Below are 14,395 nucleotides of genomic sequence, written 5' to 3' on the forward strand. Positions count from 1 at the left end.
GTTAGTTAAGGTATGAGTAGGCTTGAGAACGCATAGGTTTCCCATACACCAGGATTACTGAGAGGATGTTTGTCAAATCCGCCGTTGTCTCAAGATGCGCCCAAAATCCCCCTTTTTAAGGGGGATAAGCTTCTCAAACTCCCCCTTAAAAAGGAAAATAATGACGGTTCTAATTAGCAATTTGGGTTATATTGTTAACGGTTTTTGCTTCTACATAATCTTCTTTACCTGTAATCAGTCTAGATCGACGATTGCGAGTAATATAATTCCACGCCCACTGGAATACGACTAACAATTTAGTGTCAAACTCAATTAAGAAGTAGATATGAACTATTAGCCAAAATACCCAAGCCAGGAAACCTGTAAGTTTTAGGAAGCCTAAATCTACAATCGCTAAATTTTGCCCGATCATCGCCAAACTACCCACATGGTTGTAATGAAATGGTCGTGAAGTTTGACCTTGAAGACGTTTTTGAATGAGTTTAGCTACATACTCTCCTTGTTGTTTGGCTACGGGTGCGACACCAGGTAAGGGTTTACCATCTTGATAGGAGAAGTTGCCTAAATCTCCTACTACAAAAATGTTTTTATAACCCTTGATAGTCAAGTCCGGCTCTACGATCGCACGTCCGGAGCGATCGCACTCTACACCTGTACGTTCTGCTAGAACTTTCCCCATTGCCGAACCCTGAACCCCTGCTGCCCACAAGATAGTTTTTGAGGCAATTGCTGTGACTTCATCGCCTTGCTTGAAAGTCACTATATTATTTTCAATATTTGTCACTCTAGTGTTAGTTTGGAGAATTACACCCAACTTTTGCAAAGATACTGCTGCCACTTGGGACAAATCCGGCGAAATATGTGGGAGGATGCGATCGCCCCCTTGTAATAGTAAAATTTTCGTTTCCGAGGTGTCGATGTTGCGGAAATCTTCTTTGAGAGTTTTGTATGCCAACTCGGCGATCGCACCTGCTAATTCTACTCCTGTAGGGCCGCCACCCACAATCACAAAAGTCAATAAAGCACGCCGTTTTTCGGGGTCGGTTTCTTTTTCTGCTGCTTCAAATGCTGAAAATATGCGGCGACGCATTTCTATTGCATCTTCAACAGTTTTCAAACCAGGAGCTAACTCTTTCCAGTTATCCTTACCAAAATAGGAATGGTTAGCACCTGTAGCGACAATTAACGTATCGTAAGGTACGACTTTATCGCCCATTATCACTTGTTGTGCTTTTGGATCGATATCATTGACTTCTCCAAGCAACACTTGCGTGTTCTTGCTTTTGCTAAATACGGCTCGCAATGGTGATGAAATATCAGCAGGTGATAGCGTACCTGTTGCAACTTGATACAAAAGCGGCTGAAATAGATGAAAGTTACGTTTATCAATGAGAGTCACTTTTACATTAGCTTTAGCAAGATGTTTTGCTGTGTACAGTCCACCAAAGCCTCCACCAATGATAACAACTTGATGTTGTGCATTATTGTTAAGTGCAACTACCATATGAAATATTTCCTTCTGTTAAGAGTGTTGTAATTTTTCTTAACAAAAGTTGTAACAGCATGATGATGGAGGTTACCGTTAATTTAGTACTTTTTAAAAAATTATAAAAGTTACTCATTATTAATAAATAAAACAACCCCCTCAATTGAGGAGGTTGCAAAATTATTAGGTGGGAAAACTCGATCGCACAGGCGCGTGCTTTTTAATCAATAGGAGCATTGGGAACTTGAGCACTGACTTCTGCTTGAGAAAGATTGGGAATTGACCAATTTGGCTCGCCTGGTGCAATAACTCCAGCAACGGGCGCATTCAATTCAACTTCACCAGTGATAGGGTTAGTTCTAGCAACCAACTGTGTCCCATCTACAATCTTCAGAGCAAAAGGCTGTGTTGCTGCTCCCTGTTCTGTTTCTCCGGCTACAGGAGCAGGAAGGTTAATACCAGCTACTTTTGCATCGTTAGGCAGGTATATGCCATCACAGTCCCACTCATCATCTGTCTTTTTACCTGCTCCTAAGTAGAAGAGGGTATTGGTGGGAGTGCCATACTTGCTTGGCTTGTGAGCATAGACGCCTATTGTCTTTCCTGTTTCATTGCGGCAAACACCCCAATCTTCTGTACTCTCTTGGATATATTTCTGAAATTGCAAATCGGCAATTCTTTTTTGTAGGTCTTCTGCAGTGTAACCACCTTGAGCCGGGTCATTTCTAATTTGTAGAAGTTGTTCGAGTTGTTGATTGATCCCGAGATACTCAGGGCTCTTTTCCGCGATTGGATCTGCAAAAGAAGGCTGAACAACAACTAAGTTAACCAATATTAACAGAAACACCAAAATTGCCTTGAAGCTTTTCACAATTTTTCTCCTCTTGGTTATGAGAACATGAGCTTTTTTTATTGCTCTTTTATTATTTAACGGGACTATTATAGGAATCTTGTGAGATTTTTGAAATCTACGTGGGCCCTATATTGCCCACTATTCCCTGCTGTTGGCGAGCAATGCCCACCCTACTTTCCGATCGCTAGTTACTGGTTACTGTTAACTATCCTTGGAGGTATAGTCTACTATATCTGACCTCTTTTAATAGCAACAAATACCATTTGTTTTTAAAATTATAGAAAGAATTTATTAAAATCGAGATGTGCTTGTTGGGGGATTAAAAAATTTTATAGTCACCTACTCGTGTAGGGATTGACTATTTCTTGCTACGCAGAAGTGACGCGCTGACGTGACATATTAAAAAACATCCAACCAAAGAACATGGCAACAACTGACAATACTGCTAGCACTAAACTATCTAGTGCAATGTATACACCCAATCCAATCAAGAGGAATGGTACAAGCGAATTACCATAACGCATGAGTATTTTGGCGATCGCTTTTTGATGAGTGAGTTTATAAGCTATGTAACACCAAACGGCAACCAGGGTAAAGAAGATACCTAAAGTTACCAGTAGAGTTGCTGAATTACTACTTGCAAAGAGCGGCATATAGATACCGATGTTGTCACCACCATTAGCAAAGGTAATAGCTGCTACACCATAGGTTTGAGGCGACAGAAAACTCCTTATTGGTGAGGATTGAGACGAAGGAATCTCTAACTCATCGTCTGTATCTTCCTCTTCTACATTAACCAAGCGATTTAGACCTACAGCAATGGGGATAAAGCCAGAAACATCCAACCAGACACTAGGCAAAACGAAACTCCCAAAAAATCCTAACAGACTGATAGCAACCAATACTGTGAAGCCCAAATACTGCCCTACGATAATATGACGGTGTCGAAATGCTGTATTAACCTGTGAGAAAAGCAGTGTCAGGATGACGATATCATCAAGATTAGTCGCGGTAAATGCAGCGATCCCAGAGGGAACAGCATTGATAAACGTACTCATTGTTGCTAGTCCTTGAATTTTGGGTGTGTGGATTTTAGATTGAGAAAGCCTTACCCAGACTTACTGTCACCTAATTCTTGTTTTCAAATTGGTATTCTCTGCGATGCCAAGATTCCATAGCATTCGCACCTATTTTTTAACCGTTGCTTGAAAGTATCAATCTTGGGAGAACTGTTCCCCTAAATGAGATGCAGGCGATCGTCAACTGTAGCTAATTGATTTGTGGAAGTAGAACCCAGAACAATTTTTAGTTTGATAACAAGCTTGAGAACATCTGTAGCAAGCGCTTATTAAGCTTTGCGAACCACTTTGACGGCTACACTATCACGCTCTACAACGGGTTGAAGATAAACGAGATTGTTTTCGTTTTTGAGTACTTCAGCAGACACTTGGCTCTCTGTTTGCTCTTGTTGCGCGAAAACCACTTTTGCTCTTAACTCGCTGAGATGTTGTTGCTGCTCTTTGAGAAGTTGCATTAATTCCAAACGCTGTTGTTCGTGAGCATCTAATTTTTGGTGTAGGAGTTCAATATTTTGTGATGCTGAGCGGTTGACCTCATGATCCATCTGAGCATTGCGGCGGTCTTCTTCTGATTGTCTGTTTTGACTCATCAATACAATGGGAGCAGTATACGCTGAAGCAAAAGAAAAGACCAAGTTAAGCAAAATAAATGGCTGTTGATCCCAGTGGGGTAAACCGGGTATTGAGTTAAAAGTAACCCATGCTGTTAAAATAGCAGTCTGAGCTGAGAGGAAAGTCCACGAACCAACTTTCGCTGCCATTGCATCAGCTAAGCGCTGCCCCAAAGTAAAATCAGAATTAGTTTGTTGTAACTTTTGCAGTTGGGTTGATGTATCTTGTTGGCTTTGGGGAAGTTCTACAACAGATTTGACAGTCTTGTTAGTTTGGGGTTTCATCTTAATCTCTCCTGCTTGGGTATGACCTTGACTCGTGACTTTATAAATAGAAGTTTTTGACCCGTTGATTTGTTGTCGTGTTGTGTGAACCGTCAACTCATCTCTGTAATATTTACTTTAAGTAAGTCCTTTGAACTAAGCAAATGTTCTTTTTTGTCGAATTGATAAATAGAAGTGATTGATGGGACACGGGGGACAAGGGGGAAAGTACGATGTATGAACGCAGCTTGGTATAAATAGCAAGCAGTAACCAGCGCTCGGCGATCGCAGTGTTGTTCCTCCCGTTTCCAGGCTCCGCCTCCCTTGGCAATTACCAAACAACTGCCGTAATATTTAACAGCTTTTGTACAACTGTACAGTAAAGCGTTGATAGCAAAAGAATATCGAGATGAAACCAAGCAGATTACACGATATTTGTTCAATCTGCTTAAAGAATGAATTGATTTAACGACTTATGACGCGAGAACTTCTGCCTGAGGAACGATATGCCTTCCAAGTCAGATGAAGTAGAAATAGAGTGCTAAGTAAACGTGCAGAACGTATTATATGAAATTCAATTATTTGATGAAACGGATTTCTAGTGTAGGACACTTTCTGGCAACTGCTCTGCTTTGTGTGTCAGCATTTGGTTTCCTTTGGCAAGGTGCATTTTTCTCGAATACTACAGCAATGGCTGCTCCTTATGCAAACTTGATAGCTGAGGCAGACTTAGGCTCTAAAGTTCAAGGAAAAGTCAGTGAAGATACCGGACGAACCAAGAATTTTATCCGAGATACGAAAGAGAGTCTCAAGGAAACCGCACAGAAAAATGCCGATCGTGTTGAGCAAGCAACAGATAACGATGGCAATTTTATTCAGCGCAAAGCCAACAAAGATGCAGCTCGAATAGCGAAAAGAGCAGAGGAAGATGCAGATCGGACTGAGAAAGTACTAGAGACCGAAAAGAACGTTGTTGAACGTGCTGTTGATAGCGTCAAGGATGTTTTTAGCAAGTAGAAAACAGATACGCGTTGTAATATTCAACTTGTCCAAGCAGTATCAGCAGTGATAACGTGAATATTCCTCGCTATTGCTAAAGCAAGACAGGAACGGTTTCCCAAGGAAAGCCCGAACTGTCTTGTTTGTTCTTCACCTATAGTGACAGTATCGCCTTCCATCATCCTCAGAGTAAATTAGGAGGCGGAGCCTCAAGTAAGGCATTTCCAGGCGGAGCCACCGGACCGAGTTAGGAGTCCAATAACCAAACCATTAAATTCCCGCACACCTTGCTGCTACTAAATAGCGAAAAATATACTCAACTAACTCAATGTAATTGCGGGCACTTTCCAGAGAAGTTGCCCAAACAGTAATTCCATGATCTCGAATGAGCAAGGCTGGGACTTCAGGAAGAGCCTTTGTAAACCGTTCTTCAATTTCAGTGGCAATCCTAGGAACTTGTAAGTGATTGGTAAATATGGGGAGGCTGCATTTGGGGTTTTCTTCCCACACTCCCAAACCTTTGAGCATTTCTAATGGTGGAAGGGGTAGGCTATCTCCTTGTACAAAGCGAGAAACCAAATTGGCTTCAACTGAGTGGACGTGATAGCAACTAGTTGCTTCGGGAAACAGCTTATAGATAACTTGATGAATTGCTGTCTCTGCTGAAGGCTTTAAACCAGGAGAGGTGTGTTCCACTTTACCTTGTGGACCGATCCGAACAAAATCACTCTTGCATAATTCTCCTTTAGAACGTCCACTAGCTGTAATCCAAAAACCGCCATTAGGTAATCGCACTGAAAGATTACCTGCAGTTCCCACCATCCATCCTTGATAGTAAAAATGACGAGCAGTCGCAATAATTTCAGCAAGAAGTGGATCGGTCAAAGATTGAGTCGTCATTATCTCATTTGAAAGTATAATTATAAATTACGAATTATTAAGCTGCTACTTTATTAGTACGAATCTCTGTACCTGTATACTCGGGTGTCCAACCTTCTGTCCCAGTAAAATAACGCACTGCTTTTATCCGTCTTGTTGGAGTCAGATAAAACCAATGTTCGGTTCCTGCTGGTACGTTAATATACTCTTCTGGTTGTACTGTCAGTTCTACCTGTGTACCATCTGGCCGTACAAAGCCAAAAATGCCCTCTCCATCAATAATGTATCGTACTTCGTCTTCTGCATGAGTATGTATCTTGTCAAACTTGGACAGCATTGTATCCAGGTTTGGAATTCCAGGATGCAAAACTATTAAGTCGCGTGTTTGGTAACCTGCTGTCTGCTGTAGTTGCTTGAAGTACCTATCTAAAGATGTTAAGACTTGTTCTTTTTCTTCTTCGTTCAGGCTATCTTGTGCTAGCAGTTGGTGCAACTGTCCATCCTCTCCTACTGACCAGCGATTGAGTTGAATACCCAAAGGTGTAAGTTTTTGAGTAATATTGCTTAAATCTGTGTATTGCGTTCCATCTTCCAGTCGTAGAATTGCCATATATCACCTCGCAAAGCAAAATATATATTGTACGGTATTTCTATAGATTTGGTGTTGTTAGTTGTAAAAAGTTGAAAAATACACGAGCATTTTTTCTAAAAAATTTGGTATGGTTTTACGTAATTTTGACAAGACGGCTTGAATAATTTTTATAGGTATGGGCGATCGGGGATCGGATATTGGGGATTGTCAATTGATGTCTCAATCCCTGTTTTCCAGTACCCAATCTCTCACATAATAACTGTATACAAGGAAATTGATTATTCATGTCCTTAATTGATGAAGTTAAACAGGTTTGCGATCGCTTAGCTCCTTTTGGATGGCGGGATTTACTGCTACAACATGGCTTAGATATCACTGCAAGTAACCTCAAGCAGGAGCTAACTAAGGACTTACCAGCTATCAAGCGCCAGCTTCCAGGATTTGAAGATTTTGCTTTTGAAGGCAAACGCGGAGTAGAAGCAGGAAATCCATCCCGCAGTTTGCTATTTCATGCTTTTGCTTCACCTAACGTTGTTCTAGGGACTCAAAGTACAAATTCCAACGCATACCCAACTCTCGCCGAACTCGAAATTATTGAAAACTTTGTTTACGGCGTGCAACCCCCATCCTTACAAGATTTACGAGTTCGCGCTCAAAACCAACCTTTGGCGATCGTTGTCTTCGCTTCAGAATATCGCCCTGGCGCAGAAACCGTTCACCGCAAGCACGCCGATTTGTGCTTTTCGCGCACTGGTGTTGCTAGAGTAGGAACGGCTGAACCACTCTACGATGCTAAAGCACGTGGATTTGTGCCGTTTGTTGAGTCCGCTCCCACAAGCCTCCGCGTTTTACCCGCTCGTTATTCTGCCTATATTGCAGTTCAACGCCGAGGTAATCCAGATGCTTTCGGTCCCCTGCGTTTTCAAACAGGAGATGACAGCAGGCTATTCTGGGTTCCGCTCCACAAGCTCTTTGACGGGACGGAATGCATTCGCAATTTGAACTTGCAGGTGAGCTTGCTTTCCCATCACGTCAATCAAAAACTTCGGCGAGTTCACCTATCCTTAAAAGGTACGGGATGGGGAGAGCCAGACATTAGCAATCCACCCTTTATTTTTTCAGAAGGGATTGCAGAATTATCGACCAAATCCGAGTTTGGCAACGGGCTTTTAGTTCCGGTTGTTCACCCAAATCTTATTGAAGCCGCAAGATACCAAGGTAAACTACTCACTTTTAGAGTTCCAGAAAATAGTTCTACTCTTTCCTCTAGCTTGGAAATTCCTGCTGATGGAAGTGCAAGACATGCTCCCGAATATGTCCATGCTCGTCACAAAGTATCGGAAAACGGTCAAATCGAAAACCTGAACGATCGCCCAGATGTAGAACGTGTCGTCCGAGAAGGTAAGTACAATGCCCAACACTATTTAGATTTTACAGGTGATGGATGGGTTGAAGCTATCTGTCCCGAATTGGCAGTGGCAATTCCTCGTAACATCCCTGCCTATTCTCTAGTCACAGCACCAGATTTCTTCCCCAATTGCGATCAAAGAGAACTTCTAGAATGGACCGAGCAATCAGTCCCTGCTAGACTGAGAAACAATCTTTGGCGGATTCCACCAGACACTTTATCTGATGTCCGTTTAGCTCCCAATCTTCAGATAGAAGATGCAGACTTTCGCCCCGAAGATAAAACTGTCACGACAATTATCTCGCAACTTGTGACTGGGTCGGTGCGACAAATGCCGTTAAGCGGTTCCCCAACAATGCGACACGCGTATCTACCTGATGCAGCTGCTGGTGTCTTTGCTCCTGGCTGGGATGTCAGTACGGACACAACTGCTGAAGGTGTCAGTCACTTGGCATCTTACGGTTTGGGTAGCCCTTTCCCAGAAGATGCAAAACTTTGTGCTGCACTCAGTACATTTTGGCCCGCAGTGGCTCCTGATGCGGCTCGGACTTTCCAACCAAATCCCAGTTGGCCTACCGTGAGCCCCCTAACAGATGAAGAAATTGGTCAGGTTGGCAACCAATCTTGGGATGGCGTAACTGGTCCGCGTAAGGTGACAAGGGATGGTAAAAACTTTATAGAATATCCTGATTTTGCTCATGCGGATTATGTTGAGAATACTTTGCAAAAGAAATTCTCCATATCTCTTACAGGTCAAGTCGATGTGCGCGAATATGAAGCCAGAGTTTTGGCAATGGCAAATGTTTACCGTGTTCTGGGACTCAATACCCTTCAAGCAAGGGGTCAATGGAGCGTATTTTCTTTCCGTAAAGTCGTTTCCACTGATGCAGAATTGACACAGGCACAAACTCAGACTGGTACTAGGCTCAGTGGTACTATCTATAGGTTTGAGATTTACCGTCCTGGCTCTGTCTTCAATCCAGAAGATTTTCGCAAGCGTCTCGTTGAAATTACAGAAAATGTGACTTTGTTTGTTACACCTATCAATATCCTATTAAAACGTGGCAATGGTAACTGGTCTAGCAGACGTGTCTAGTTTTGATGTAATTGTAGTGGGCAGTGGACCGGGTGGTTCTGCTGCCGCTATTTGGTGCGCTCAAAAGGGCTTACAGGTTGCCCTCATTGAAGCTAAACCATTTCCGCGATCGCATCCAGGTGAAACACTGCACCCCGGTATTGAACCACTGCTCCAGCAGTTGGGTGCTGCTGAGTCAGTCTTAGCTGCTGGTTTTGTACGCCACAGTGGCAACTGGGTGCAGTGGGATGCAGAACGCCAGTTTATTCCTTTTGGCGAAGATGAATCGGGAGCATGGTTGGGATTTCAAGCGTGGAGAGCCGATTTTGATAGCATTTTGCTCGAGCGGGCAAAAGCTGTCGGTGTCACTGTTATGCAACCCTGTCGCGCCTCTCAGGTGCTTGTGGAAGGGGGTAGAGTTGTTGGTGTTGAAACATCTCAAGGAACTTTGAGAGCATCTAAAGTAATTGATGCTGGTGGCAATCATCATTGGTTGGCCCGACAATTGGGATTGAAAATTCACCAACACTCTCCTCGCCTCATTGCTTATTACGGTTATGCCACGGGAGATTTTCCCAAACGAGATGATGCTCCTGCGATCGTAGCTGATTCTGATGGCTGGACGTGGACGGCGAGAGTGCGATCGGGTTTCTACCAATGGACGCGGTTGTCGTTAAGTGGTGAGAAACTTAAAAAAGATTGGTTGCCAGAAGAGTTTCGGGATCTCAAAATACATGAGAAAATGCACGCAGCTGATGTGACTTGGCGGATTGTCTCCCAACCAGCTGGGCTTGGCTACTTTATAGTTGGGGATGCAGCTGCGGTTCTCGATCCTGCATCCAGTCATGGGGTGTTGAAAGCCATCATGTCTGGTATGTGGACTGGGCATTTAATTACCGCACAGATATCGGATAATCTTAGCGAGACTCAAGCAATTCAGGAGTACTCTCAATGGCTCGAACATTGGTTTCGCCATGATGTAGATAAGCTCAGAGAAATGTATGCTAAGTTACCTAAGTAATCAGAATATAATTAACAGATGATGAACGCGGATACACGGACACGGGATTTATAATATATTATAATTTATACATATCTCGGCAGATCTCCTAGATAGGATTAGTTCATTAGTCCGACTTGGTCTAATGCTCGCGTTACTGCTTCTGTCCGACTCCTCGGTTAGAAGTAAAATATACTGTCTTCTTTTGAGAGAGGCGTTGAATCGAATCGTTAACTGGTGATTTTCTTGCTAAATCCGCAATGCACAGTATATTACCTCAATTCATCCCTCTATTATGCAATGCCAAAATATTTTGTTCCATAATAACAAGAATTGGGCACTATACCAAAATGCCCATCACCAAGCATTACTATGAACTTTTTTTCTGATTCTATAGCTCATAGTCTATCTTGATAACCATTGTTCTAGATCGGCTACAGTGGAAAAATCTAGCAATGCTTCTGCTAATTCTTCCAACTGTTGAACGGGTAATTGACGAATTTGCTCGCTTAATGGAGTTTCAATTTCACCAAGACGACGATTGAGTTGTCGTATAATGAGTTTCTGCTGACCTATGATTTCACCTTCTTCGCGACCTTCTTCGCGACCTTCTTCGCGACCTTCTTCGCGACCTTCTTTTCTAGCAAGTTGTACGCTTGGACTAACCAAAGCCATCTTTCTTTCCTCCTCCAAACGATCGATTCTAGCAATGAATCTTTTTTGTAGCTGTTCCGGCAGCGTCATCATTGTATCAATGATATCAAAAAGTTTCACCACTTGCTGTTTTGTGAAACCCCGCTCGTACAGTTCCCGAATTAACTGCCATTTCCATTCTTCCCGTTGAGTCAAATTACTCGTTGTTGCTTTAGTTTTCAGATGCGCCATCGTTATCATGGCAAAGGGATTATCACTTAATTCTAACTCAGCCCAACTCTGTTCGTAGTCCAGCAGCTTGACAATTGGAAATGTGAAACTCAATGAGCAATCTAAAATAGATTTTGCATAACGGTTAGGTCGCCATGTAGGAAAAGTGTCACCTAAAACTGCTAAACTCACAACAAATTTATCGTAGAGTTCAGCAGCGCGATAATTATAAGTGTAGATCCGCTTTTCCAAGTTCACATCATAATCACTTTGCACCTCTACATGGATTAAAATCCAAGCTTCTTTTTGGTCTAACAACTGAACTTTATAAAGTTTATCAGCCACGCCATCTCCAATTTCTGCTCCAGCCGTAATATTTTGAAGTTCTTTATCAAGTGATTCCGAGGGTTGCGTCCAATCAATAGCTCCGTGTATGGCAGGAAAGAAGAAGGCTAAGAAGTTTTCAAAATATTCGTTTAAAGCTTCTTTCCAAGATTTATCATAATTGGCTCGAACTTCAGTCATTTTGCTTTTACTAGATGATATTATTGAGAAACAACTAGTGTTGGGTTAACTGATTGGGTAAGCATTTCACTTACTTTCATAGACCCTACAAATAGAATTCTCACTCTAGAGGTTTTTGGTATACATCGACTCAATTTTTATGTTAAATTTATAATCAGAAATAAATTTTAAATCCAGAAGACCTTGAATATCCTGTATTTAAAATTGAGTTTTGTTATGGCAAAATTTATATTTAACTAAGTAGCTGAGCACAAAGAAATAAAAAATATTACGAAAAGATCGGGATTCAGCACGATGGAACAGAAGGAGGTATTGCCAATGAACTTACCAGTCGAGGCGTACCCCATAAAGACATCGTATTAGCTTTTCATTCACCATTCAAACGGCAATTTACTGAATTGGCCGTTAGTTAGTAACTATCAGAAATTCTACACATTCAGTTTTGCTAAGCTGTAGGTCAAGTACTAACTCAACGGTTGCACCTCATTAGGTTGAACTTTACCTGTTTCCAAGACTTCCCCTGGTAGTGGAATAAACTCTGTTTCGTCCGGAACCTTGCCAAAACGCCCTTCTTGCCAATCTCGTTTTGCTTGTTCAATTCGCTCCGGACTGCTAGAAACGAAGTTCCACCACTTGTATCGCTTACCTACAGGTTCACCACCAATAACAATACAACGGGCTTGAGTGCTTGAGGCAATCTTAATGGACTCACCAGACTCTAGAACTGCTAATCTATGTTGTTCTAAAGGTTCGCCGTTGATGCTGAGACCTTCAGTAACGCTGTAAACTGCTCTTTCACTGCACTCATTAGGCAGAACAAACTGCGTTTCAGGCTGTAGCAATACGTCTAAATAGAACATCGGGGAGAAAGTTTCCACTGGAGAGGAGCGATCGCACGCTTTCCCAGCAATCAGTGTCACCGTCACCCCATTTTCACTCCAAACAGGTAAATCCTCAGCCGGATAGTGGCGAAACCAAGGCTCCGTTTCCTCATGTTCATCAGGAAGGGCGACCCAGATTTGAATAGCGTGTAGAGTTGCTTCGAGATCGCGAGTACTTGGGGATCTTTCTGAGTGAACAATACCGCGTCCTGCCGTCATCCAGTTTACTGCACCGGGAAGAATTTCTTGAACGCTGCCTAAACTATCGCGATGCAGCAACACTCCTTCAAATAAGTAAGTTACAGTTGCCAAATTGATATGGGGATGCGGTCTGACATCGACACCTTTTCCTGGTGGAAAAACAGCCGGACCGAGATGGTCGAAAAAAATAAATGGACCAACCATCTGACGATGTTCGTGAGGCAAACTGCGCCGAGCCTTAAAGCCCCCTAAATCCATAATATGGGGCTTGAGGAGTTGACTGATAGTAGACATAAAATCATTTGGCTCAAGTTCTCTTTCACATTAAATATATCTCTATAATCAGTCAGGTGGTCATTGATTATTGTTGGGACTTACGCAAAGCCCCCCTTTTTAAGGTCTGCGGTGGTGTACACAAGTCTTACATAGTGCATTCATTGCGGTTTCGATCCCCCCTATCCCCACGGCTGTTTCGTTCCCGCAAAGGCTAATAATGTCAAGGATAATTTTTAGAGTGTACTCTAATTTTGTCAAAAAAAATTTAAATTTATTAAGTCCAAGTAGGTGGACTTAGCCTGTATAGTCGCGATTTCAATCGCTCTAATTTTGTCAGAAAAAATTTAAATCTATTAAGTCCACGTAGGTGGACTTAGCTTGTATATGCGCGATTTCAATTGCAAACGTGTTTTTCACTCATTGCGATGCTCCCTTATCATTCCCAGGCAGAGCCTGGGAACGAGGGATACAGGCAGAGCCTGGGAACGAGGGACGAGATATGAAGGAGCACCAAAAATTGTTTAGCCGAAACGTCCGCTGATGTACTCTGCGGCTTCCTTAGTTGAAGGAGCATCAAACATTTGTTCCGTAGGGCTGAACTCAACTAATTTTCCCCTACGTTTGTTGTGTTCGTCCACTTCGGTGTTGAAGAAAGCTGTCCAGTCAGCGACTCGTGAAGCTTGCTGCATATTGTGAGTCACCATAATAATGGTGTACTGTTCTTTAAGTTCAAGGCAAAGTTCTTCAACTTGACGGGTAGAGATGGGATCTAAAGCAGAACAGGGTTCATCCATCAACAGCACGTCGGGTTTCATTGCGATCGCCCGTGCAATACAAAGACGTTGCTGTTGTCCTCCTGATAACGCTGTCCCCTTGGATTTCAGTTTGTCTTTGACTTCATCCCATAGAGCCGCTTGACGCAATGACTGCTCTACCAGTTCATCCAAATTGCCCTTGTATCCATTTGTACGCGGTGCAAAGGCAATATTTTCGTATATGGATTTGGGAAAAGGATTTGGTCTTTGAAAAACCATACCCACTTGTCGGCGTAATTTGACAGAATTAATACTTGTGTCGTAAATATTTTTGTTGCGGTAATGGAGTTTTCCCTTAACCTCTGCACCAGGGATCAAATCGTTCATCCGGTTAAAGCAGCGCAACAAAGTACTTTTACCGCAACCAGAAGGACCGATAAAGGCTATGATTTGCCTTTCAGGAATATTCATATAAACTTCCTGAAGTGCCATAAATCCACTGTAGAAAACTCTCACACCTTCGACATCAAAAACTGAATTATCTTGTCGGGATTGTGTTGCGCTGTTTGGTCTGTTTCTTGCGTTGTTGTAGGTCATGATTTAATTGTTAATTGTTACTAGTTGTTAGTTGTTAGGGGTGGGGAGCA

The 14,395-nt window shown here is 42.5% G+C and carries 13 protein-coding genes and 1 pseudogene; 4 read left to right on the plus strand and 10 right to left on the minus strand.

From position 1 onward, the window contains the following. Window positions 1-169 precede the first annotated feature (169 nt). The 4 genes from AB0756_RS01895 to AB0756_RS01910 all read right to left on the minus strand — a co-directional run bounded on the left by AB0756_RS01895 (window position 170) and on the right by AB0756_RS01910 (window position 4,314). On the minus strand, window positions 170-1,504 hold the full coding sequence (locus AB0756_RS01895; RefSeq protein WP_038082656.1) for an NAD(P)/FAD-dependent oxidoreductase: 1,335 nt from the start codon (window positions 1,502-1,504) through the stop codon (window positions 170-172). Between the two features lie 202 nt (window positions 1,505-1,706). Next, window positions 1,707-2,357, minus strand: coding sequence for a hypothetical protein (locus AB0756_RS01900; RefSeq protein WP_038082655.1), 651 nt, complete (start codon window positions 2,355-2,357; stop codon window positions 1,707-1,709). Between the two features lie 350 nt (window positions 2,358-2,707). Continuing rightward, window positions 2,708-3,397, minus strand: a complete 690-nt coding sequence (locus AB0756_RS01905) for a cadmium resistance transporter (RefSeq protein WP_038082654.1) — start codon at window positions 3,395-3,397, stop codon at window positions 2,708-2,710. A gap of 290 nt (window positions 3,398-3,687) precedes the next feature. After that, a complete protein-coding gene (locus AB0756_RS01910; protein ID WP_038082653.1) occupies window positions 3,688-4,314 on the minus strand; it encodes a DUF1003 domain-containing protein in 627 nt (208 codons plus the stop codon). Window positions 4,315-4,860: 546 nt separating this feature from the next. Between AB0756_RS01910 and AB0756_RS01915 the strand changes: the two genes are divergently transcribed. Further along, window positions 4,861-5,310: a hypothetical protein gene (locus AB0756_RS01915; protein ID WP_038082651.1), complete on the plus strand. Its 450-nt coding sequence runs from the start codon at window positions 4,861-4,863 to the stop codon at window positions 5,308-5,310. Between the two features lie 23 nt (window positions 5,311-5,333). On the opposite strand, the gene AB0756_RS01920 is transcribed toward AB0756_RS01915, so the two are convergent. From AB0756_RS01920 to AB0756_RS01930, 3 genes are all read right to left on the minus strand, one after another. Next, on the minus strand, window positions 5,334-5,474 hold the full coding sequence (locus tag AB0756_RS01920) for a type II toxin-antitoxin system VapC family toxin (RefSeq protein ID WP_137986211.1): 141 nt from the start codon (window positions 5,472-5,474) through the stop codon (window positions 5,334-5,336). Window positions 5,475-5,562: 88 nt separating this feature from the next. After that, the gene (gene mtnB, locus AB0756_RS01925; RefSeq protein ID WP_038082650.1) at window positions 5,563-6,192 is read right to left on the minus strand and encodes a methylthioribulose 1-phosphate dehydratase; all 630 of its coding nucleotides are present in this window, start codon (window positions 6,190-6,192) and stop codon (window positions 5,563-5,565) included. A gap of 37 nt (window positions 6,193-6,229) precedes the next feature. After that, window positions 6,230-6,781, minus strand: a complete 552-nt coding sequence (locus tag AB0756_RS01930) for a 1,2-dihydroxy-3-keto-5-methylthiopentene dioxygenase (RefSeq protein WP_038082648.1) — start codon at window positions 6,779-6,781, stop codon at window positions 6,230-6,232. 266 nt (window positions 6,782-7,047) lie between these two features. Here AB0756_RS01930 and AB0756_RS01935 point away from each other — a divergent pair, with 266 nt between their 5' ends. Then, window positions 7,048-9,267, plus strand: coding sequence for a hypothetical protein (locus AB0756_RS01935; protein WP_050045546.1), 2,220 nt, complete (start codon window positions 7,048-7,050; stop codon window positions 9,265-9,267). Continuing rightward, entirely contained in the window at window positions 9,239-10,267 is a 1,029-nt protein-coding gene (locus tag AB0756_RS01940; protein ID WP_038082647.1) for an NAD(P)/FAD-dependent oxidoreductase, read from the plus strand. The genes AB0756_RS01935 and AB0756_RS01940 overlap by 29 nt, the downstream gene beginning before the upstream one ends. Before the next feature lie 384 nt (window positions 10,268-10,651). Here AB0756_RS01940 and AB0756_RS01945 read toward each other — a convergent pair whose 3' ends face one another. Beyond that, complete coding sequence (locus AB0756_RS01945) at window positions 10,652-11,635, minus strand: DUF4351 domain-containing protein (protein WP_038082646.1); 984 nt, start codon at window positions 11,633-11,635, stop codon at window positions 10,652-10,654. A gap of 275 nt (window positions 11,636-11,910) precedes the next feature. Between AB0756_RS01945 and AB0756_RS01950 the strand changes: the two are divergent. Next, window positions 11,911-12,048, plus strand: a pseudogene (locus AB0756_RS01950) (element excision factor XisI family protein); the annotation flags it as partial. 51 nt (window positions 12,049-12,099) lie between these two features. On the opposite strand, the gene AB0756_RS01955 reads toward AB0756_RS01950, so the two are convergent. Both AB0756_RS01955 and pstB read right to left on the minus strand, forming a co-directional pair. Continuing rightward, window positions 12,100-13,011 (minus strand): pirin family protein, encoded by a 912-nt coding sequence (locus tag AB0756_RS01955; RefSeq protein WP_038082645.1) that lies wholly within the window; start codon window positions 13,009-13,011, stop codon window positions 12,100-12,102. 503 nt (window positions 13,012-13,514) lie between these two features. Continuing rightward, window positions 13,515-14,345 (minus strand): phosphate ABC transporter ATP-binding protein PstB, encoded by an 831-nt coding sequence (gene pstB / locus AB0756_RS01960; RefSeq protein WP_050045547.1) that lies wholly within the window; start codon window positions 14,343-14,345, stop codon window positions 13,515-13,517. Window positions 14,346-14,395: the final 50 nt, after the last annotated feature.

Source organism: Tolypothrix campylonemoides VB511288_2, assembly GCF_045999855.1.
GTDB classification, from domain to species: domain Bacteria; phylum Cyanobacteriota; class Cyanobacteriia; order Cyanobacteriales; family Nostocaceae; genus Scytonema; species Scytonema bouteillei_A.